This is a genomic window from Pseudomonas rhizozeae (genome assembly GCF_031583775.1).
Classification (GTDB): Bacteria; Pseudomonadota; Gammaproteobacteria; order Pseudomonadales; family Pseudomonadaceae; genus Aquipseudomonas.
Genome location: NZ_JAVLSB010000036.1, coordinates 77,013 through 97,915 on the forward strand (window position 1 = coordinate 77,013; position 20,903 = coordinate 97,915).

Here is a 20,903-nt window from a genome sequence, read left to right on the forward strand (position 1 = left end):
CGTGGGTGATGACACCCTACATCGACACACGCAGGAATACAAACCGTACGTATAGAATCCGTATAAACTAGCAAATTCAACGCGTTAAGCCATTTTTTTTGTCATCGGCACACAACGGCACACACTTACAAAGGGGACTCATAATCCTTTGGTCCACGGTTCAAGTCCGTGTGGGCCCACCAAATAAAAAAGCCGCGCTGATGCGCGGCTTTTTCGTTTCTGGGTTAATCAAACAGTTCAGCATGGCTGCCCAAATCGACAAAAGTCACCAGATCAACTCGCGAATGCTCGTAGATCATCAAAAAGTCACCACCAATGTGACACTCCCTGAAGCCATTCCAATTACCCGTCAGCGCGTGATCGCGATACCGCGCGGGAAGTGGCTCACCGAGAAACAGCATTACCATGACCGAGCGTACCTCGTTCATATCGCGACGCCCCGCCCGTTTGTATCGCTCCCAAGACTTCTTGAAATCCGGTGTTTGCGCGCACTGTTTTGGTAGATCAGCGCGTTTTTGATTCTTCTCCGGTTCCGCCATCGCCGTCCCTTAACATTTCGTCGATCGAGTCAAACTGGCGACGAATCTGACGCGCTTGCTTCATGGCCCGAGCGGTTTTTTTCGAAGGGACTCGCACCTCAAAAGGTAGCCCTTGCGTAGTCACGACTTGACGGAGGAACAGACGCATCGCATCACTCAGGCTCAGCCCGCAGGCATTTAAGATCTCGGTTGCACGAGCCTTCAATTCCTCATCAATGCGACAACGCACGTCAGTGGTTTTCAATACTGTTGCCATAGAATCACCCTCGAATACGTAGCTACATTGTGTCTACACACCTCATTATTGACGGGTAGAGGTTTGCTTCGCAACAACTCGCATGGAGGGTCACGAATCAGATTTTTTTGCGGCGGAGTCCTGCGAAAGGAACTCACGTCCCCTTGTCCACCGTGGTGTACCAGCCATTAGGTTATAGATCCCCCACAAAACGAGTTATCGGATGACGTCCGCCACGCTTGTAGGCAAACTCCGAGAATTGCGTAGTGCCTGCATTTTGGGCACTTTGCCGCCTTGTTGGCCTTCTCTTTGACGGGATACTCTCCGGTCGTCGCTGCCCATCAGCGACCGGGCTTGGAAACCCGTTGAAATCAAGGTGCGACAGCATTCATTGCGATTGCAGAGGCATTTATTCGCCTGCAATTCAAAGTTATGGCGGCTGTGCGTGGGAGACTTTCGGGTCTGCCGGTTTCCTTGATTCTCCGGTTTTCCAACCTGCGTACAGCCGCCACCCATTCGCTTGGAAACGAAAGTGGCGGCTCATTAAATCAAGGAGCTACGTGATGCATAACGCAACCGAACAAACCGAAGCAAAAACCATCGGTTTCACCCCATTTATCTACTGCTCGAACCAGCCACTGTTCAGGGTCAATGCCGGCGTGCCTATCAGCCAGGCGCTCGCGCAGGCGTCTGACCTGCTGTTCCTCGCCAAAGCGTTCGCCGAGCATGCCGCTTTCACCAAGGACACCGACCGCCATGCCTGGGCCGCGCATTACTTCACGGAGATGAGCAAAGCCGTGGTGGACGACGTGGTGAAGGTACTGGCGCGCTGGCCAGCGATGCAGACAATGGCAGGCGAGGATTAACGGCTGGCCCTGATCAATGGCCAAACGCGTGATCCCGACGCGCAAGCACACAACCTGATCAACACTTGCTGGGCATGGGAAAAACTCGCCAACGCGGCGGATATCGACAAAGCAGCCGCCGTGCAAGCCTGACCTCAGCGCTAACCAACGAGGCCTGCATGTGCAGGCCTTTTTTATGCACCACGCAGGCCGCTGAGCAGCGCTCCGAACGACGCTGTAACATGCCCGACACTTGACGCCTGTTGCCGGAGAGCACCGTTGCCTGACATTCGCCCGCCCGCCCTCGATGAAATCGACCGCCAGTTGATCGCGGCCCTGCAGATCAATGCCCGCGAAAGCGTAGCCATGCTCGCCCGGCAATTGGGCATCGCCCGCACCACCGTCACGTCGCGGCTGGCGCGTCTGGAGAAGGCTAAAGTCATCACCGGTTACGGCGTGCGCCTGGGCCAGCGAGTGGTGGATGGCGGGTTGCAGGCCTATGTCGGCATCACCGTGCAACCGCGCTCGGGCAAGGATGTGCTGCGACGGTTGAGCGCGATGGCGCAGGTTCAGCAGTTGTGTGCAGTGAGCGGTGAGTTTGACTATGTGGCATGGTTGCGCACGGATTCGCCGGAGCAACTGGATCAGTTGCTGGATCAGATTGGCAGCGTGGATGGCGTGGAGAAGACCACGACGTCGATTATCCTCAGCAGCAAGATTGATCGAGGGCAGCCGGTTTAGCGGGCTGACTTGACAGTTGTGGTGCAAGATCCGGCCTCTTCGCGAGCAGGGTCGCTCCCACAAGATTTGTGGTTCAGTCCCGTATCGTGTCGGCAACACGGCCCCCTGTGGGAGCGGGCTTGCCCGCGATGGCCGCAACCCGGTACCCCGTCATTCACAAAGCTAAGCCGCCCCGCATCGTCACTTTGAGCAATCGATTGGTCATATTGCTCGCCATACAACCATAACGACGACACATTGCGTCTTATTAACGTGTTCCGCTCTCTCTAGAATGGCTGCCATCTTTTCCTATACTCAGACGCTCACCCGGCGTCGGGTCGCCAGTAAGGTCAGTCATGAACCAGCACAATCGCCATCCTGCAGACGGTCAAAAACCGATCACCATTTTTGGCCCGGACTTTCCTTTCGCCTTCGACGACTGGATCGAACACCCGGCCGGGCTGGGCAGTATCCCGGCGCACCATCATGGCGCTGAAGTGGCGATTGTCGGCGCGGGGATCGCTGGCCTGGTGGCGGCGTATGAATTGATGAAGCTGGGGCTCAAACCGGTGGTCTACGAGGCCTCGAAAATGGGCGGCCGTTTGCGCTCGCAGGCCTTCAACGGCGCGCAAGGCATTGTCGCCGAGCTGGGCGGGATGCGTTTCCCGGTGTCGTCCACGGCGTTTTATCACTACGTCGACAAGCTCGGGCTGGAGACCAAACCCTTTCCTAACCCGCTGACCCCCGCCTCCGGCAGCACGGTCATCGACCTCGAAGGCAAAACCCACTACGCCCAGTCGATTGCCGACCTGCCGGCGCTGTTTCAGGAAGTGGCCGACGCTTGGGCCGATGCGCTCGAAGCCGGCTCGCAGTTCGCCGACATCCAGCAGGCCATCCGCGACCGCGACGTGCCGCGCCTCAAGCAACTGTGGAACACCCTGGTGCCGCTGTGGGATGATCGCACCTTCTACGATTTTGTCGCCACCTCCAAAGCCTTCGCCAAATTGTCGTTCCATCACCGCGAAGTGTTCGGTCAGGTCGGTTTCGGCACCGGCGGCTGGGACTCGGACTTCCCCAACTCGATGCTGGAAATCTTCCGCGTGGTGATGACCAATTGCGACGATCACCAGCACCTGGTAGTCGGTGGTGTCGAGCAAGTGCCGTTGGGCATCTGGCGTCATGTGCCGGAGCGCTGCGTGCATTGGCCCGAAGGCACCAGCCTGAGTTCGCTGCACAGCGGCGCGCCGCGCTCCGGGGTGAAGAAGATTGCCCATGCGCCGGACGGGCGTTTCGCCGTCACCGACAACTACGGCGACACCCGCGAATACGCCGCCGTGCTGACGACTTGCCAGAGCTGGCTGCTGACCACCTCGATCGAATGCGACGAAACCCTGTTCTCGCAAAAGATGTGGATGGCCCTCGACCGCACGCGCTACATGCAGTCGTCGAAAACCTTCGTCATGGTCGACCGCCCGTTCTGGAAGGACAAAGACCCGGAAACCGGGCGCGACGTGATGAGCATGACCCTCACCGATCGCCTGACCCGTGGCACCTACCTGTTCGACAACGGCGACGACAAACCGGGGGTGATTTGCCTGTCGTACTCGTGGATGAGCGACGCGCTGAAAATGCTCCCGCACCCGGTGGAAAAACGCGTGAAACTGGCGCTCGATTCGCTGAAAAAGATCTACCCGAAAGTCGACATCGCCGCGCGGATCATCGGCGACCCGATCACCGTGTCCTGGGAATCCGACCCGTACTTCCTCGGCGCTTTCAAAGGCGCACTGCCCGGCCATTACCGCTACAACCAGCGGATGTATGCGCACTTTATGCAGGACGATATGCCGGCGGAACAACGGGGGATTTTCATCGCCGGCGACGACGTTTCCTGGACCCCGGCCTGGGTTGAAGGCGCGGTGCAGACCTCGCTCAACGCGGTGTGGGGGATCATGAAACACTTCGGCGGTGAAACTCACGCCGAGAACCCGGGTCCAGGAGATGTGTTCAACGAGATCGGCCCGATCGCCCTGCCCGAGTAAAAAGGAGCCTGCCATGCGCGTCGCCCTGTACCAATGCCCACCATTGCCGCTGGACGTCGCCGGCAATTTGCAGCGCCTGCACCAACTGGCGCTGGAAGCCAAGGGCGCGGACCTGATGGTGGTGCCGGAAATGTTCCTCACGGGCTACAACATCGGCGTGGACGCGGTCAGCGTGCTAGCCGAGGTCTACAACGGTGAGTCGGCGCAACAGATCGCGCGCATCGCCAAGACCATCGGAATCGCCATCGCCTACGGGTATCCCGAACGTGCCGAGGATGGGCAGATCTACAACGCGGTGCAGTTGATCGACGCCCACGGCGAACGGCTGTGCAATTACCGTAAAAGCCATTTGTACGGCGACCTCGACCACTCGATGTTCAGCGCTGGCCAGGCTGAGTTGCCGGTGGTCGAGCTCAACGGCTGGAAGCTTGGGCTCCTGATCTGCTACGACCTGGAATTCCCGGAGAACGCCCGACGCCTGGCGTTGGCCGGTGCCGAGTTGATCCTGGTGCCGACGGCAAACATGGTGCCGTTCGAATTCGTCGCAGACGTCACCGTGCGCGCCCGGGCCTTCGAGAATCAGTGTTACGTGGCCTACGCCAACTATTGCGGGCACGAAGGCGAGATTCAGTATTGCGGGCAGAGCAGCCTTGCCGGGCCGGACGGCAATCGTCTGGCCCAGGCCGGGCTGGATGAGGCGTTGATCGTCGGCGAACTGGATCGACAACTGATGCTCGACTCACGGGCCGCCAATCGCTATTTGCTCGACCGCCGCCCGGAGTTGTACGACACGCTGCACAAGCGCTGATCCCGGGTTTTCGCTAGCATGAGCGCTTCTCTGCACCGGAAGTGCTCATGCCCGCGCTGAACCATCCTCACCCGCACACCGAAACCCTGGCCAACGGCCTGCGGATTTCACTTCGTCACGCCCCCAGTTTAAAGCGTTGCGCCGCATTCTTGCGCGTCGCCGCCGGTAGCCATGACGTGCCGCTGGCCTGGCCGGGCCTGGCGCACTTTCTGGAACATTTGCTGTTCCTCGGCACCGAACGCTTCCCGGCGGATCAGGCCCTGATGGCATACGTTCAGGCCCAGGGCGGGCAGGTCAACGCCTCGACTCGCGAACGCCACACTGATTTTTTCTTCGAACTGCCGCCAGCGTCTTTCAACGCCGGGCTTGAGCGTCTGTCAGACATGCTCGCCCACCCACGTATGAATCAGCACGATCAGCAGCGAGAAATTGAAGTGCTGCACGCGGAATTCATTGCCTGGTCCCAAGACGCTGCGGCTCAGCAGGCGCAGGCACTGTTCGACGGGTTGTCGAGCGCCCATCCGTTGCGCGGTTTTCATGCTGGCAATCGCGAGACCTTGCCAGTTGCAAATGCAGCGTTTCAGCAAGCTTTGGCGGATTTCCACCAGCGCTTTTATCAAGCCGGGCACATGACCCTGTACCTCGTCGGGCCGCAAGCGCTGGAAGAACTGCACGCCTTGGCGAAATCGTTCGCCGACGTGCTGCGTGTTGGGCAACCGCAGCCTCAGGCCGCGACGGTTCGTTTGATGGCGCACGGCAGCCGCTATCGACAGGTTCATCCGCAACGGCTCGATCTCCTGCACGCACTTGAAGATTTGTCAGACCATTCGGCGCAGGCCTTGGGTTTTCTCTGCCACTGGCTCAACAACGGCAAACCCGGCGGCCTGAGTGATCGATTACGTGAGCTGAATCTCGCGGACACTTTGAAAGCATCGGTGCTCTACCAATTCGCTGGCCAGGCGCTGCTGCATATCGCCATCCAACGCAAGAGTGACGAGCAGGACGAGGCGATCGCCCAACACGTGGCTGACTGGTTGAGTTTCTTCAGCACCCAGGCGCCCTGGTCAGGGCTGCGCGAGGAGTACGCGGCGCTGCGGCAGCGCCGGCAACAGGTCAGCGGCGCGCTGCAACTGGTTCGTGGCGATGCTGACTACGCCTGCGAGCCCCTGACCGAGCAAGCCGTGCTCGCACTGCAGCAGATACTCGGGCAACTCGGTGCCGCCGATCAGTTCAGCGCGGCCTGGCAATTGCCGGCGCCTAACCCCTTCTTGCAACCCGCCAACGCTGAACCCAGCGCCGGTTTGATCCGCGGCCAGACCAGCGCCCACCGCGGCTTGCGCACCTTTGCCCAGGACCGCACCCGCGGCCGCCGCGAACGCTCGCCAATGCAGTTCAGCCGGGCGCTGCCGGAGTCCGGCGAACAAGGCGCGGTGTATCTGCGCTGGCAACTGACACGACCCGAGGCGCGGTTGCATGGCCGTCTCGACCACACGCTGAGCGATATCCGCGATGACGCGCGGCAGGCCGGTGTGGAGATCCGCTTCAGCGAGTACGGATCGCAATGGCTGTTGAAGCTAGTAGGTCTGCAACAGCCGCTGCCCGTGATACTTGAGCAGGTACTGCAACGCTTGGGCACCTCGATCGCAAGCGCAGTTGAGCCGCCCGCGACGCCGGCCTTGATCCCGATTCGTCAATTGCTGAACGCGCTGCCGGCAGCCTGCATGGGCCCCGAGGGATCGCTCACGGATGCAGCATTTGCCTGGGACAGCGCGCACTGGGACGGCTTGGCCATCGGCTTGAGCCCCGGCACGCACACCGCCCTCACCCGCGCTCTGAGCCGTGCGCCTGGCATCCCGGGCGGCGAATTCCCACCGGTACCGACGATCAATGGCCAGCGGCTCTGGCACCACCTGCCGAGTGATTCCAGCGACCAGGCGCTGTTGCTGTTTTGCCCGGCGCCGAGCCTGGACCTGGTCGACGAAGCCGCTTGGCGCCTGCTCGCCTCGCTCTGCCAGACACCGTTTTACCAGCGCCTGCGGGTGGAATTGCAATTGGGTTACGCGGTATTCAGCGGCGTGCGTCAGTATCACGGGCAGACCGGGCTGCTGTTCGGCGTGCAATCGCCAAGCGCGGATACCACGGCGCTGATGGCGCATGTCGAAGATTTTCTGCTGCAGTTGCCAGCCGTGCTGCTAACCATTGACGCGCGGACGTTCGATCAGCAGCGCCACGCGCTGGCGGAGCACATGCAATTGAGTGAACAACCGCTGCCTGAAGCCGCCGAACGATTGTGGCAGGGCAAATGGGCGGGCCATTCGTCGGATGAGCTGGTGAGGCTGCCCGCCGCGATTGAGGCGCTGGACGCTTATGCCGTTCAGCGCGCCGCCCGGCAATTGCTCGAAGGCACAGGTGGCTGGCGCTGCCTGGCCAGTGGCGCCTGCCCCGGCGCGCCTTGGCGGGCGCAAGAATGATCGTTACCGGTATTGCAATGAGCTTTCTTCAAGATGAGCGCTCGACCGCGCTGACTAATTTAGTAACATAGCCAGCTAAGCATCTGAACCATCTCCCCTGCGGAGTGGACTATATGTATAGATCTCAACCGTCCCACCCACCTGAAGGAGTGTTCCCATGTCCTGGTCCAAACCCGCTTACACCGACCTGCGTATCGGCTTTGAAGTCACCATGTACTTCGCCAGCCGTTAATGCTGCAACGCGGTTCAGCGCCTCGGTTTGCCGGGGCGTTTTTATTTTCGGTTTTGAAATGATGGAGCGGTCATGTTCGTCCAGATTCTAGGTTCCGCCGCCGGCGGGGGTTTCCCGCAGTGGAACTGCAACTGCGTGAACTGCGCCGGTTTTCGCGACGGCAGCCTGCGGGCCACGGCTCGCACTCAATCGTCCATCGCGATTTCCGACGATGGCGTGAACTGGGTGCTGTGCAATGCCTCGCCGGACATCCGCGCGCAACTGCAGGGCTTCGCTCCGATGCAACCAGGCCGCGCACTGCGGGACACCGGCATCAGCGCGATCATCCTGATGGACAGCCAGATCGACCACACCACCGGCCTGCTCAGCCTGCGCGAAGGTTGCCCGCATCAGGTGTGGTGCACCGACATGGTCCACGAAGACCTCAGCACCGGGTTCCCGCTGTTCACCATGCTCACCCACTGGAACGGCGGCCTGGACTGGAACCGCATCCAGCTCGACCAAAGCTTCACCGTCCCGGCCTGCCCGAACCTGCGCTTCACCCCGCTGCCGTTGCGCAGCGCCGCGCCGCCCTATTCGCCGCATCGCTTCGACCCGCACCCGGGCGACAACATTGGCCTGATCGTCGAAGACCTGCACACCGGCGGCAAACTGTTTTACGCGCCGGGGTTGGGCGAGGTCGACGAGCCGCTGCTGCAGATCATGGCCAGCAGCGATTGCCTGCTGGTGGACGGCACGCTGTGGGAAGACGATGAAATGCAGCGCCGTGGCGTCGGCACCCGCACCGGCCGCGAGATGGGCCACCTGGCACAAAATGGGCCTGGCGGCATGCTCGAAGTGCTGGAACAACTGCCGCAGCCGCGTAAAGTGCTGATCCACATTAACAACACCAATCCGATCCTCGACGAAGACTCGGCCGAGCGAGCGGAACTGGTGCGGCGTAATGTGGAAGTGGCGTATGACGGGATGAGTATTGTGTTGTAACTGATGGCCCCATCGCTGGCGAGCCAGCTCCCACACGTTTTGTGAACAACGCAAAACCCTGTGGGAGCTGGCTTGCCAGCGATGACGTCCGCACAGACACCCAGTTTCCCAACGGTTGTTCCCCGGAGAATGCAATGACCGACCAACCAATGTCCCCAACCGAATTCGAAGCCGCCTTGCGCGCCAAGGGCGCCTATTACCACATCCACCACCCGTACCACGTGGCGATGTATGAAGGCCGGGCGACCCGCGAGCAGATACAGGGCTGGGTCGCCAACCGTTTTTACTACCAGGTGAATATCCCGCTCAAGGACGCCGCGATTCTAGCCAACTGCCCGGACCGCGAAATCCGTCGCGAGTGGATTCAACGCCTGCTCGACCACGACGGCGCGCCCGGCGAAGACGGCGGCATCGAAGCCTGGCTGCGCCTGGGGCAAGCGGTCGGGCTCGATCCCGATCAATTGCGCTCGCAAGAACTGGTGCTGCCGGGCGTGCGCTTTGCGGTCGACGCCTACGTCAATTTCGCCCGCTGCGCCAATTGGCAGGAAGCCGCCAGCAGCTCGCTGACCGAGCTGTTCGCCCCGCAGATTCACCAATCGCGCCTCGACAGCTGGCCCCAGCACTACCCGTGGATCGACCCGGCCGGCTACGAGTATTTCCGCACCCGCCTGGGCCAGGCGCGACGTGATGTCGAACATGGCTTGACGATCACCCTGCAGCATTACACCAGCGCCGAAGGCCAGCAGCGCATGCTGGAAATTCTTCAGTTCAAACTGGACATCCTTTGGAGCATGCTCGACGCCATGAGCATGGCTTACGAATTGAATCGCCCGCCGTACCACAGCGTCACCGATCAGCGGGTCTGGCATAAAGGAATCGCCTTATGAGTTTTGATCGCAGCAAGACGCCGACCTGGCGTCCGGGTTATCGCTTCCAGTACGAACCGGCGCAAAACGGCCATGTGCTGCTGTACCCCGAAGGCATGATCAAGCTCAATGAGAGCGCCGCGCTGATCGGTGGCTTGATTGACGGCGAACGGGATGTCGCGGCGATCATTGCCGAACTCGATGCCCAGTTCCCCGGCGTGCCGGAACTGGCTGACGACATCGAGCAATTCATGGAGGTTGCCCGTGCAGAGCACTGGATCGAACTTGGCTGAACGGCCGTTGATACCGGCCAAACCGGAGATCGGCCTGCCGCTTTGGTTGCTGGCCGAGTTGACCTATCGCTGCCCGCTGCAATGTCCGTATTGCTCCAACCCGTTGGACTTTGCCGAGCAAGGCAAGGAATTGACCACCGAGCAGTGGATCAAGGTATTTCGCGAAGCTCGGGAAATGGGCGCGGCGCAATTGGGCTTTTCCGGCGGCGAACCACTGGTGCGCCAGGACCTGGCCGAGCTGATCGGCGAGGCGCGCAAATTGGGTTTTTACACCAACCTGATCACCTCCGGCATCGGCCTCACCGAGCAGAAAATCAGCGACTTCAAGAAGGCCGGGCTGGACCATATCCAGATCAGTTTCCAGGCCAGTGATGAGCAGGTGAACAACCTCTTGGCCGGGTCGAAAAAGGCCTTCGCGCAGAAGCTGGAAATGGCTCGCGCGGTCAAGGCCCATGGCTATCCGATGGTGCTGAATTTCGTCACCCATCGGCACAACATCGACAAGATCGACCGCATCATCGAGCTGTGCATCGCTCTCGAAGCGGATTTCGTCGAACTCGCGACCTGCCAGTTCTACGGTTGGGCGCAGCTCAATCGGGTCGGCCTGTTGCCGACCCAGGAACAACTGGTGCGCGCCGAGCGCATCACCAATGAATACCGCGCCAAACTGGAAGCCGAAGGGCATCCGTGCAAGTTGATTTTCGTCACACCGGATTATTACGAAGAACGCCCGAAAGCCTGCATGAATGGCTGGGGCAGTATCTTCCTGACCGTCACACCGGACGGAACCGCGCTGCCGTGTCACGGCGCCCGACAGATGCCGGTACAGTTTCCCAACGTGCGCGACCACAGCATGCAGCACATCTGGTACGACTCGTTCGGCTTCAATCGGTTTCGCGGCTATGACTGGATGCCTGAGCCGTGCCGCTCCTGCGACGAGAAGGAAAAGGACTTCGGCGGTTGCCGCTGCCAGGCGTTCATGCTGACCGGCGATGCCAGCAACGCCGACCCGGTGTGCAGCAAGTCCGAACACCACGGCATGATTTTGCAGGCTCGCGAAGACGCCGAGCACGCCACCCAAACCATCGAAGAATTGGCCTTCCGCAATGAACGAAACTCACGCCTCATCGCCAAGGGCTGAACCCTTGAGCGCCGCCCAGGCCGTCGCCGCGGGTGTCGATTTCAGCGAGCTGCAACTGGGCCCGCGCGGCCTGTTCTGGAACGAATACCGGCCCGCCGATGGCGCTTGCCGCCTCTGGCGCTGGCAGGACGGCCAGGCACATTGCCTGACTCCGGACGGCTTCAGCGCGCGCAGCCGCGTCTACGAATACGGCGGCGGTTCGTTCTGTTTGAGTGACGACGGCGTGGTGTTCGTCAATGAGGCGGACCAGCAGGTGTACCGCCAGGCGTTGGAGGGCGCCGCCCCGGTGGCGCTGACCCAGGGCGACTGCCGGTATGGCGATCTGCAATTCGCTGCTGGGCAGATATTCGCGGTGGAAGAGAACGGCGATCGGCATCGCTTGGTGTCCATCGGACTGCTGGACGGCCAACGCCAGTTACTCGCTGAAGGGGCGGATTTTTATTCGGCGCCCACCCTGAGCCCGGACGGCTCGCAACTGGCCTGGGTCGAGTGGAGTCGTCCGCATCAACCCTGGACCGTCACGCGCCTGATGCTCGCCGCGCGCAACCCGGACGGCAGCCTGCCGCGAGCACAATGCGTGGCCGGCGATAGGTCGGAAGAATCGCTGCAACAACCGCGCTTCGATGTCGCCGGGAACCTGTATTGCCTGACCGATCGCGCGGGTTTCTGGCAACCCTGGCTGTTCGCTGAGAACAGTGCACGACCTTTGCCGAGCGCGGCGGCGGATCATGCCCCGGCGCCTTGGCAACTCGGCGGCTGTACTTGGCTGCCATTGGGCGATGACGCTTACCTGTCGAGTTGGACCGACGGCGGTTTCGGCCAGTTGGCGCTGCACGGCGCCGACGGCGCGTCGGAAAACTTCACCGGCGACTACAGCCGTTTCCGAAATCTGGCGCTGGACGCTTCACGCATCTATGCGATCGCCGCCTCGCCCGTGAGCCCGTCCGCAGTGATCGCTATCGACCGCGCCACACACCAGGTCAGCGTGCTGGCCGGTGGTGCAGCGCCGCTGCCCGCTGACGCCATCAGCCACCCGCAAACCCTGCGCTACCCCAGCGGCGATGGCGAAGCCCACGGCTTTTTCTATCCCGCCACCAACGGCGCGAGCCAACCGCCGCTGGTCGTGTTTATCCATGGCGGGCCCACGTCCGCGTGTTACCCGGTGCTCGACCCGCGCATCCAGTATTGGGCTCAGCGCGGTTTTGCTGTCGCCGACCTCAATTATCGCGGCAGCACCGGTTATGGCCGCGCGTATCGCCAGGCGCTTCATCTGAGCTGGGGCAAGGTCGATGTCGAAGACGCCTGCGCGGTGGTCGGCTATTTGGCTGACCAGGGTCTGATAGACGGCGACAACGCCTTCATCCGCGGGGGCAGTGCCGGTGGCTACACCACGTTGTGTGCCTTGGCGTTCGAGGACGCCTTCCGCGCCGGTGGCAGCCTCTACGGAGTCAGCGACCCGATTGCCTTGGCCCGTGACACGCACAAATTCGAAGGCGATTACCTTGACTGGCTGATCGGCGATCCTGATCAGGACGCCGAACGCTACGCCGCGCGCACGCCGTTGCTGCACGCCAAACAAATCAGCGTACCGATGATTTTCTTTCAAGGTGAACTCGACGCCGTGGTGGTGCCGCAACAAACCCGCGACATGGTGGCAGCGTTGCAGACCCAAGGCATCACAGTAGAAGCGCATTACTACCCGGACGAGCGCCATGGCTTCCGCAAGGCAAGCAATCAGGCGCATGCGCTGGAACAGGAATGGTTGTTTTATCGAAAGGTCATGGAGCCAGTGGACTGACGCGCGTCAGTCCACGTTTTCAGCACTCAGCGCTTGGCGATGATGTACACCGCATGAACGATCCCGGGAATGTAGCCACATAGAGTCAGCAAGATGTTCAGCCAGAACGCACCGCCGAAACCGACCTGCAGAAATACCCCGAGCGGCGGCAACAGAATGGCGAAAATGATACGAATTAAATCCATTGGGCAACTCCTGATGGGCATTGGGCTCGTTTGAGCCTTACAGCTAATCGACCCGTAGTGGCCTTCAGGGTTCAGCACAATTTTCAGGCCAGTATTTCAAGCACGTATTTCTGGACGATTGTCAGCAACTTCAACGCCATACCGCTGGCATGCTTATCGCCCAAAACTTTTCTTCGGGCAAAAGAAAACCCCGCCGAAGCGGGGCTTTGCAGACTGTTTCCCTGACATCCGTTTCACTCCACCGTCCTGGCAGAATCCTACGTGTCCATGTTTTGCTTTTGCGCTTCCTGCGCGACGTCCTTGAGTTGAAGATTAGCCCTGGATCCAATACGGCGATAGGGGAAAACAGCAGCACGTGATGTAAGCATTTGCTTACATCACGTCAGTTTTTTAGAACTGCGCCGCGTCCAGCAGGAACAGCGATTCACTGCCAGCCCGAACCGAAGCGCTCAGCGAGTGAATGCGCGGCAACAGGCGGGCGAAGTAAAACCGCGCGGTGCCGACTTTGCTGGCGTAGAAATCTTCCTGCGCCTCTTTGCCGACGGCGGCTTTGGCCATCAACGCCCACATGTAGGCGTAGGCCACATAACCGAAGGCTTGCAGGTATTCGACGGAGGCCGCGCCAATTTCATTCGGGTTGTTTTTCGCCCGGTCGAGCAGCCATTCAGTCAGCTCGTCCAGGGTGGTCAGTGCGTCGTTCAGCGGCTTGGTGAACTCGGCAAGGTCAGCGCTGGCCGTGGCGGTGAAGTGGCGAATTTCATCGGCGAACAAGCGGTAGAACACCCCGCCGCTGCCGACAATCTTGCGCCCGACCAGGTCGAGCGCCTGGATGCCATTGGTGCCTTCGTAGATCTGGGTGATGCGCACGTCGCGCACCAGCTGCTCCTGGCCCCACTCGCGGATGTAGCCATGGCCGCCGAAAATCTGCTGGCCATGCACCGTGGTTTCCAGGCCCAGATCGGTCAGGAACGCCTTGGCTACCGGGGTCAGCAAGGCCACCAAGTCTTCCGCGCGTTTGCGCGTGGTGGCGTCTTCGCTGAACTTGGCGGTGTCGAGTTGCATCGCCACGTAGGTAGAGAACGCACGGCCGCCTTCGTTGCAAGCTTTCATGGTCAGCAGCATGCGACGCACGTCCGGGTGGACGATGATCGGGTCAGCGACTTTGTCTTTGTTTTGCGCACCGGTCGGCGAACGGCTTTGCAAGCGATCACGCGCGTATTCGACGGCGTTCTGATAAGAGCGTTCGCCGGTGGCCAGGCCTTGGATACCGACGCCCAGGCGCTCGTAGTTCATCATGGTGAACATCGCCGCCAGGCCCTTGTTCGGCTCACCCACCAAGTAACCTACCGCGTCGTCGAAGTTCATCACGCAGGTCGCGGACGCCTGGATGCCCATCTTGTGTTCGATCGAACCGCAATTGGCCGGGTTGCGTGCGCCCAGGCTGCCGTCGGCATTGACCATGAACTTCGGCACCAGGAACAGCGAAATGCCCTTCGGCCCCGCCGGTGCGTCTGGCAGTTTGGCCAGCACCAGGTGAATGATGTTTTCGGTCAGGTCGTGTTCACCGCCGGTGATGAAAATCTTGGTGCCGCTGACCTTATAGGAACCGTCGGCCTGCGGCTCCGCCTTGGTGCGGATGATGCCCAGGTCGGTACCGGCGTGTGGCTCGGTGAGGCACATCGAACCGGCCCAGACGCCCGCGTACATATTGGGCAAGTAGGCGGCTTTCAACTCTTCGCTGGCGTGCGCGTTGATCGACAGGCACGCGCCGGCGGTCAACATCGGGTACAGGCCGAAGGACAGGCTGGCGGAGTTGACCATTTCTTCGACTTGCGCCGAAACAGCCTTGGGCATGCCCATGCCGCCGTAGGTCGGATCGCCGCCGACGCCGACCCATCCGCCTTCGGCGTAAGTCTGATAAGCCTGTGGGAAACCGGCCGGCGTGGTGACGGCGCCGTCCGCCCAGTGGCAACCTTCTTCGTCGGCCGCGCGGCTCAGGGGCGCAACACTCTTGCTGGTGACTTTGCCGGCTTCTTCGAGAATGGCTTCGACGGTTTCAGCGTCGACGGTGTCGGCCAGTGCGGGTAACTCGGCCCAGAGTTTGGCCACCTCGAACACTTCATTGAGGACGAAGCGCATATCGCGCAGCGGCGCTTTGTAGTCAGCCATGGCAAACCTCGCAAGATCGATACAGGTGATTCGTAGGAAGAGTGTTTTTGTAGGTCCGAGTGTAACCCAACAACTTTTAAGACACATAGAGTCAGGTTGTGACGATATGAATGCAATCAGTCACATGCTTGTATCAGATGCTAGAAGCCCGCTGGCGGGCGGGCTTTTATGGATGAACGGTCGCGGTTAGAGCGCAAACAACTCCGCCGGTAATTTCATCAGGCAATCGCTGCCCGCCTCGATGGCTGACCGGTGAGCCGCGGTCCGTGGCAGCAGGCGCTTGAAATAGAACTCGCAGGTCGCCAGTTTGCCCCGCAGGTAATCCGCTTCGCCACTTCCTGAATCAAGTTGCGCCTGCGCCACCAGCGCCATGCGCAGCCACAGGTACGCGAGGATGATGTAGCCGCTGTACATCAGGTAATCAACCGAGGCGGCGCCCACTTCGTCGGGATTTTTCATCGCCGCCATGCCGACCTTGGTCGTCACTTCGCCCCACTGGCGGTTCAAGTCATTGAGTTGCGTCACATAGGCGGCCAGTTGCGGATGCCCGGCGTTTGCCTCGCAGAACTTGTGGACGATTTTGGTGAACCCGCGCAGCAACTTACCCTGGCTGCCGAGCACTTTGCGCCCGAGCAAGTCCAGGGCCTGGATGCCATTGGTGCCTTCGTAGATCGGCGCAATGCGGCAGTCCCGCGCCAACTGCTCCATGCCCCATTCGCGAATGTAGCCATGCCCGCCGAACACCTGCATGCCGTGGTTGGTCACTTCCAGGCCGGTATCGGTCATGAAGGCTTTGCAGATCGGCGTGAGGAACGCCAGCAGGTCTTCGGCGTCCTGGCGCGCCGTGGCATCGCTGCTCAGGTGCGCAGTATCGAGCAGCTGCGCAGTGAAATAGGTCAGCGCGCGGTTGCCTTCGTTGAACGCCTTCATGGTCAGCAGCATGCGCCGCACGTCTGGATGGACAATGATCGGATCGGCCGCTTTGTCGGGCGCCTTGGGCCCGGTGAGCGAGCGCATTTGCAGACGATCGTTGGCGTACTTGATTGCGCCCTGGAAACTCGCCTCGCCCAGACACAGGCCCTGCATGCCGGTGCCCAGGCGCGCGTGGTTCATCATGGTGAACATGCAATTCAGGCCTTTGTTCGGCTCGCCGATCAGGAAACCCGTGGCTCCGTCGAAATTGAGCACGCAGGTGGCCGAAGCCTTGATCCCCATTTTGTGCTCGATGGAACCGCAGGCCAGGGCATTGCGCTCGCCCGCTTCGCCAGAAGCGTCCGGTAGGAATTTGGGCACGATGAACAGCGAAATGCCCTTGGTGCCCGAAGGCGCATCCGGCAGTTTCGCCAACACCAGGTGCACGATGTTGTCGCTCATGTCGTGTTCACCGGCGGAAATGAAAATCTTGCTGCCAGTGATCGCGTAGCTGCCGTCGGCCTGAGGCACGGCGCGAGTCTTGATGATGCCCAGGTCGGTGCCGCAATGCGCTTCGGTCAGGCACATGGTGCCGGTCCATTGGCCGGCGGTGAGTTTGTTCAAGTAGGTTTGCTTTTGCTGTTCGGTGCCGTGCGCGTGGATCGCCGACATGGCGCCATGGGTCAGGCCGGGATACATGCCCCAGGAGGTATTGCTGGAGCCAACCATTTCGCTGATGACCAGCCCCAGTGAACTCGGCAGCCCTTGACCGCCGTAAGTGGGATCCGCCGCCAGCCCGTTCCAGCCGCCTTCAACGTATTGTGCGAAGGCGTCCTTGAAACCTGTAGGCGTTGTCACCACGCCGTTGTCGAAATGGCAGCCCTCTTCGTCACCGCTGCGATTCAGCGGCGCGAGAACGTTCTCACAGAACCGGGCGCCTTCTTCGAGGATTGCGTTGACCATGTCCGGGCTGGCGTCGGATGCACCGAGGGCGGCGTAACTGTGATGAAAGTCGAACACATGGTCGATCAGGAAGCGCATGTCGCGCAGGGGAGCTTTGTACTCGGGCATGGTGGTTTCTCCGGCGGCAGATCAAACCAACCTACTGCCGCGCACTCCGCCCGACAATGAATGTGCGGACGCTGAATGCGCCGTCATCACTCAACCGGCGGCGGCGTCCATGCGCACCGCGCCCCGGCGGTTGGTCTGCCCAAACGCCATCACACAGTTACGCCCGGCACCCTTGGCGCTGTACAACGCTTCGTCGGCGGATTTCAGGACCTTCTCGGGCGTGCGCTGCTCCAGCCGCTCGGCCACACCAATGCTGACGGTGACCGACACACTGGAGGCGCCCGACCCGGCGCGGCGCTGACGGCCCTGTGAATCATCCTGCGGGCGGCTGTCCTGGTTGCGCAACTGGATGTTGTAGCTGGCGATGGATTCGCGGATGACTTCCAGATGCGGCAGGCACTCTTCGAGGGTTTTTCCTGCAAACACCAAGGCGAATTCCTCACCACCGTAGCGATACGCCCGACCGCCACCGCCGATCTTCGACAGTTTACTGGCCACCAGACGCAGCACTTGGTCACCGACGTCATGGCCATGGGTGTCGTTGAATTTCTTGAAGTGATCGACGTCACTCATCGCCAGCACATAGTTGCGACCCAAGCGTTGCATGCGCTCGTTGAGCGCGCGGCGGCCGGGCAGACCGGTCAGCTCGTCGCGAAACGCCATCTGATACGCCTCATGGGCAACTGCGGCGGCGATCATCAACATTACCTGGCTGCACATGATGTTGAGGGTGAACGGCAGGATGAAGGTTTTCGGCAACATCCAGAACAACCCGAGCAGCCCGACCAACTGCGCCGCATGCAGCGGCCGCGGGTTGCGCCAGTATTGCCAGGCTAGCAGGGCGAACACCGCGATAAACACCGGATACGACAGTTGAATCAGGCTCATCCAAGCGCCGTGCAAGGCCGGCCAGCGGATTTCCGAGAGCCACATCAGCAAGGCTTGTGGGTAACTTTGCTCCAGCCCCAGCGCGACGCTGCCGACCGCCAGCAATACGGCGAAGCGCGCGACCATGTCCTGAAACAAATGCGTGCGCTCTTGCCAGGCGGCGAATACGCCGAACAACAGCGGCAACAGTAGGCAACACAAATGAAACACCACTGCCGCGTCGTCACGAACTTTGCCGTTGTCGCGGTAGTAATCGGTCTGGGTGTCGAGCAGGAAGTAAGCGATGTACACCGTGACCATCAGAAACAGCTCACGTTGACGCCGATACACCGCGCAATAGGAACCGCCGAGCAGCAACACCAGAGTTGGCAGTACGTTGAACAGGGAAGTGAAGAAGACGTTGAGATCTTTGACATAGGCGGCCGCCAGCCCCGCCAGTAAAAGCACCAGTGACGGTAGGAAATGACTGAAACGTACTGCGGAGGAACGGGACAAGGGTAAAGCTCCGACCGGCGAAAGATGGCACTGTGCCTTCAATGCGAACAGTTAAGCACAAGCGGTGTGATGCATGTCACATCGCCATCTTCTTTAACGGCCGGTATCGGGGTTTTCTTAGCAGGCTTACGAGAATATTTACTCGGCGGCCGCCACAGGCGTGGTCGACAGGCACAAAAAAACCGCTGCTCCTTGCAGAGCAGCGGTTCCGGGATAGCGCGCGGGACTTAGTAGCCCAGTGCGAAGTCCTCTTCTTTCATGTCCATCAGGTTATTGGCGCCCGACAGCATGGTCGCGACGTGCGTACGGGTACGTGGCAGGATGCGCTGGAAGTAGAAGCGCGCGGTCTGCAACTTGGCGGTGTAGAACGCCTCTTCGGTGGTGCCGGCAGCCAGTTTTTCAGCCGCCAGGCGCGCCATGTCAGCCCAGAAGTAGGCCAGGCAGGCGTACCCGGAATACATCAGGTAATCCACCGACGCCGCGCCGACTTCTTCGCGGTCTTTCATGGCGGCCATGCCAACCTTCATGGTCAGTTCGCCCCACTCTTTGTTCAGCGCGGCCAACGGCTCGACGAATTCTTTGACGGCTTCGTTGCCCTCGTTGCTCTGGCAGAACTTGTGGACGATCTTGGTGAAGCCTTTGAGGGCTTCGCCTTGAGTCATCAGCACTTTACGACCCAGCAGGTCGAGCGCCTGAATGCCGGTGGTGCCTTCGTACAGCATCGAAATGCGGCTGTCGCGAACGTTCTGCTCCATGCCCCACTCGGCGATGAAGCCGTGGCCGCCGTAGATCTGCACGCCGTGGTTGGCCGATTCGAAACCGACTTCAGTCATGAAGGCCTTGGCGATTGGCGTCATGAACGCCAGCAGCGCGTCGGCTTTTTTCTTCTCTTCTTCGTCCACGCCGTATTTGACGATGTCGACCTGTTTGGCGGTGAAGTACACCATCGCGCGGTTGCCTTCGGCGAAGGCCTTCATGGTCAACAGCATGCGGCGCACGTCTGGGTGCACAATGATCGGGTCAGCGGCTTTGTCCGGCGCTTTCGGGCCGGTCAGCGAGCGCATTTGCAGGCGATCGCGAGCGTATTTCAGGCCACCCTGGAAACCGATCTCGGCGTGGGCCAGGCCTTGCAGCGCGGTGCCCAGGCGAGCGGTGTTCATAAAGGTGAACATGCAGTTCAGGCCTTTGTTCGCCGGGCCGATCAAGTAACCAGTGGCCGCGTCAAAGTTCATCACGCAAGTGGCGTTGCCGTGGATGCCCATTTTGTGTTCCAGGGAACCACAGGTCACAGCGTTGCGCGCGCCGATCGAGCCATCAGCGTTCGGCAGGAACTTCGGCACGATGAACAGCGAAATACCTTTGGTACCGGCCGGTGCGTCCGGCAGGCGCGCCAGCACGATGTGGACGATGTTGTCGGCCATGTCGTGTTCGCCGGCCGAGATGAAGATCTTGGTGCCGGAGACTTTGTAGGAACCGTCGGCCTGAGGTTCGGCCTTGGTGCGCAGCATGCCCAGGTCGGTGCCGCAGTGGGGTTCGGTCAGGCACATGGTGCCAGTCCATTCTCCGGAGACCAGTTTGGTCAGGTAAGCCTCTTGCTGCTCTGGCGTACCATGCTCGGAAATGGTGTTCATCGCGCCATGCGACAGGCCCGGGTACATGCCCCACGACCAGTTGGCTTCGCCGACCATTTCGCTGACCGCCAGGCCCAGGGACTCCGGCAGGCCTTGGCCGCCGTGCTCGACGTCGTGCGCCAGGCTCGGCCAGCCGCCTTCAACGAATTGTTTGTAGGCTTCTTTGAAACCGGTCGGGGTTTTAACGCCGGACTCGCTCCAGGTGCAGCCTTCGGTGTCGCCCACGCGGTTCAGCGGTGCCAGCACCTGCTCACAAAACTTGGCGCCTTCCTCGAGAATGGCGCTGACCATGTCTGGAGTAGCATCCGCGCAAGCCGGAAGGCTCTGATAATGCGCTTCGTAGCCGAGCAGTTCGTCACGAACGAAGCGAATATCACGCAAGGGGGCCTTGTAGTCAGGCATAGCGATAAACCTCTGCTGATGTAACCGGGAATGAACGACCGCATGGATTTGCTGTGGCGGTCAAACAGTTGTTTGAAACATACGTTTACGCCTAAATCTTGTCAAGCATCGCGCTAATACCATTCGTCACGGCTCGCCATCTTGCTCAACGACGAAATGGCGCGAAAGCTCCGTTCAAA

18 protein-coding genes and 1 pseudogene are annotated in these 20,903 nt (G+C 60.6%); 11 read left to right on the forward strand and 8 right to left on the reverse strand.

Annotated features, from left to right (window positions below):
- Positions 1–224 precede the first annotated feature (224 nt).
- Together RG836_RS11490 and RG836_RS11495 are read right to left on the reverse strand one after the other, a co-directional pair.
- On the reverse strand, positions 225–539 hold the full coding sequence (locus tag RG836_RS11490; protein ID WP_310845521.1) for a type II toxin-antitoxin system YafQ family toxin: 315 nt from the start codon (positions 537–539) through the stop codon (positions 225–227).
- Complete coding sequence (locus tag RG836_RS11495) at positions 505–795, reverse strand: type II toxin-antitoxin system RelB/DinJ family antitoxin (RefSeq protein ID WP_310845522.1); 291 nt, start codon at positions 793–795, stop codon at positions 505–507. The genes RG836_RS11490 and RG836_RS11495 overlap by 35 nt, the downstream gene beginning before the upstream one ends.
- Before the next feature lie 542 nt (positions 796–1,337).
- Here RG836_RS11495 and RG836_RS11500 point away from each other — a divergent pair.
- The 11 genes from RG836_RS11500 (at position 1,338) to RG836_RS11550 (ending at position 12,971) form a co-directional block, all read left to right on the forward strand.
- Complete coding sequence (locus RG836_RS11500; RefSeq protein WP_310845524.1) at positions 1,338–1,640, forward strand: DUF3077 domain-containing protein; 303 nt, start codon at positions 1,338–1,340, stop codon at positions 1,638–1,640.
- Positions 1,641–1,898: 258 nt separating this feature from the next.
- Entirely contained in the window at positions 1,899–2,360 is a 462-nt protein-coding gene (locus RG836_RS11505) for an Lrp/AsnC family transcriptional regulator (RefSeq protein WP_310845526.1), read from the forward strand.
- A 335-nt stretch (positions 2,361–2,695) separates the two neighbouring features.
- Entirely contained in the window at positions 2,696–4,378 is a 1,683-nt protein-coding gene (locus RG836_RS11510) for a flavin monoamine oxidase family protein (protein ID WP_310845527.1), read from the forward strand.
- A 13-nt stretch (positions 4,379–4,391) separates the two neighbouring features.
- Positions 4,392–5,186: a carbon-nitrogen hydrolase family protein gene (locus tag RG836_RS11515; RefSeq protein ID WP_310845528.1), complete on the forward strand. Its 795-nt coding sequence runs from the start codon at positions 4,392–4,394 to the stop codon at positions 5,184–5,186.
- A gap of 47 nt (positions 5,187–5,233) precedes the next feature.
- Positions 5,234–7,657, forward strand: a complete 2,424-nt coding sequence (gene pqqF, locus RG836_RS11520) for a pyrroloquinoline quinone biosynthesis protein PqqF (RefSeq protein WP_310845529.1) — start codon at positions 5,234–5,236, stop codon at positions 7,655–7,657.
- A 157-nt stretch (positions 7,658–7,814) separates the two neighbouring features.
- Positions 7,815–7,889 (forward strand): pyrroloquinoline quinone precursor peptide PqqA, encoded by a 75-nt coding sequence (pqqA, locus tag RG836_RS11525; protein ID WP_009045898.1) that lies wholly within the window; start codon positions 7,815–7,817, stop codon positions 7,887–7,889.
- Positions 7,890–7,961: 72 nt separating this feature from the next.
- On the forward strand, positions 7,962–8,873 hold the full coding sequence (gene pqqB, locus RG836_RS11530) for a pyrroloquinoline quinone biosynthesis protein PqqB (protein WP_310845531.1): 912 nt from the start codon (positions 7,962–7,964) through the stop codon (positions 8,871–8,873).
- A gap of 134 nt (positions 8,874–9,007) precedes the next feature.
- On the forward strand, positions 9,008–9,760 hold the full coding sequence (pqqC, locus tag RG836_RS11535) for a pyrroloquinoline-quinone synthase PqqC (RefSeq protein ID WP_310845532.1): 753 nt from the start codon (positions 9,008–9,010) through the stop codon (positions 9,758–9,760).
- On the forward strand, positions 9,757–10,032 hold the full coding sequence (gene pqqD, locus RG836_RS11540; protein ID WP_310845533.1) for a pyrroloquinoline quinone biosynthesis peptide chaperone PqqD: 276 nt from the start codon (positions 9,757–9,759) through the stop codon (positions 10,030–10,032). The genes pqqC and pqqD overlap by 4 nt, the downstream gene beginning before the upstream one ends.
- Positions 10,004–11,173 (forward strand): pyrroloquinoline quinone biosynthesis protein PqqE, encoded by a 1,170-nt coding sequence (pqqE, locus tag RG836_RS11545; RefSeq protein WP_310845534.1) that lies wholly within the window; start codon positions 10,004–10,006, stop codon positions 11,171–11,173. The genes pqqD and pqqE overlap by 29 nt, the downstream gene beginning before the upstream one ends.
- Positions 11,139–12,971 carry a S9 family peptidase gene (locus RG836_RS11550; RefSeq protein WP_310845535.1) on the forward strand — a complete coding sequence of 611 codons (1,833 nt, stop codon included), beginning with the start codon at positions 11,139–11,141 and terminating at the stop codon, positions 12,969–12,971. Before pqqE ends, RG836_RS11550 begins: the two co-directional genes overlap by 35 nt.
- Positions 12,972–12,997: 26 nt before the next feature.
- Here RG836_RS11550 and RG836_RS11555 read toward each other — a convergent pair whose 3' ends face one another.
- The 6 genes and pseudogenes from RG836_RS11555 to RG836_RS11580 form a co-directional block, all read right to left on the reverse strand.
- Entirely contained in the window at positions 12,998–13,156 is a 159-nt protein-coding gene (locus tag RG836_RS11555) for a YqaE/Pmp3 family membrane protein (RefSeq protein WP_011063854.1), read from the reverse strand.
- 83 nt (positions 13,157–13,239) lie between these two features.
- Positions 13,240–13,317: pseudogene (locus tag RG836_RS11560) on the reverse strand (helix-turn-helix domain-containing protein); the annotation flags it as partial.
- Positions 13,318–13,546: 229 nt separating this feature from the next.
- A complete protein-coding gene (locus RG836_RS11565) occupies positions 13,547–15,325 on the reverse strand; it encodes an acyl-CoA dehydrogenase C-terminal domain-containing protein (RefSeq protein WP_310845536.1) in 1,779 nt (592 codons plus the stop codon).
- A gap of 186 nt (positions 15,326–15,511) precedes the next feature.
- On the reverse strand, positions 15,512–17,308 hold the full coding sequence (locus tag RG836_RS11570; protein ID WP_310845538.1) for an acyl-CoA dehydrogenase C-terminal domain-containing protein: 1,797 nt from the start codon (positions 17,306–17,308) through the stop codon (positions 15,512–15,514).
- Positions 17,309–17,398: 90 nt separating this feature from the next.
- Positions 17,399–18,691 (reverse strand): GGDEF domain-containing protein, encoded by a 1,293-nt coding sequence (locus RG836_RS11575; protein ID WP_310845539.1) that lies wholly within the window; start codon positions 18,689–18,691, stop codon positions 17,399–17,401.
- 227 nt (positions 18,692–18,918) lie between these two features.
- Complete coding sequence (locus RG836_RS11580; protein ID WP_310845540.1) at positions 18,919–20,724, reverse strand: phenylacyl-CoA dehydrogenase; 1,806 nt, start codon at positions 20,722–20,724, stop codon at positions 18,919–18,921.
- Between the last annotated feature and the right edge of the window lie 179 nt (positions 20,725–20,903).

Bases quoted from the DNA above. Each gene is read 5' to 3' on its own strand.
- RG836_RS11500 (WP_310845524.1), top strand. From the start codon at position 1,338: ATGCATAACGCAACCGAACAAACCGAAGCAAAAACCATCGGTTTCACC.
- RG836_RS11510 (WP_310845527.1), top strand. From the start codon at position 2,696: ATGAACCAGCACAATCGCCATCCTGCAGACGGTCAAAAACCGATCACC.
- RG836_RS11550 (WP_310845535.1), top strand. From the start codon at position 11,139: ATGAACGAAACTCACGCCTCATCGCCAAGGGCTGAACCCTTGAGCGCC.
- RG836_RS11580 (WP_310845540.1), bottom strand. From the start codon at position 20,724: ATGCCTGACTACAAGGCCCCCTTGCGTGATATTCGCTTCGTTCGTGAC.
- RG836_RS11565 (WP_310845536.1), bottom strand. From the start codon at position 15,325: ATGGCTGACTACAAAGCGCCGCTGCGCGATATGCGCTTCGTCCTCAAT.
- pqqB (WP_310845531.1), top strand. From the start codon at position 7,962: ATGTTCGTCCAGATTCTAGGTTCCGCCGCCGGCGGGGGTTTCCCGCAG.
- RG836_RS11515 (WP_310845528.1), top strand. From the start codon at position 4,392: ATGCGCGTCGCCCTGTACCAATGCCCACCATTGCCGCTGGACGTCGCC.
- RG836_RS11490 (WP_310845521.1), bottom strand. From the start codon at position 539: ATGGCGGAACCGGAGAAGAATCAAAAACGCGCTGATCTACCAAAACAG.
- pqqF (WP_310845529.1), top strand. From the start codon at position 5,234: ATGCCCGCGCTGAACCATCCTCACCCGCACACCGAAACCCTGGCCAAC.
- pqqC (WP_310845532.1), top strand. From the start codon at position 9,008: ATGACCGACCAACCAATGTCCCCAACCGAATTCGAAGCCGCCTTGCGC.
- RG836_RS11570 (WP_310845538.1), bottom strand. From the start codon at position 17,308: ATGCCCGAGTACAAAGCTCCCCTGCGCGACATGCGCTTCCTGATCGAC.
- RG836_RS11555 (WP_011063854.1), bottom strand. From the start codon at position 13,156: ATGGATTTAATTCGTATCATTTTCGCCATTCTGTTGCCGCCGCTCGGG.
- RG836_RS11495 (WP_310845522.1), bottom strand. From the start codon at position 795: ATGGCAACAGTATTGAAAACCACTGACGTGCGTTGTCGCATTGATGAG.
- pqqD (WP_310845533.1), top strand. From the start codon at position 9,757: ATGAGTTTTGATCGCAGCAAGACGCCGACCTGGCGTCCGGGTTATCGC.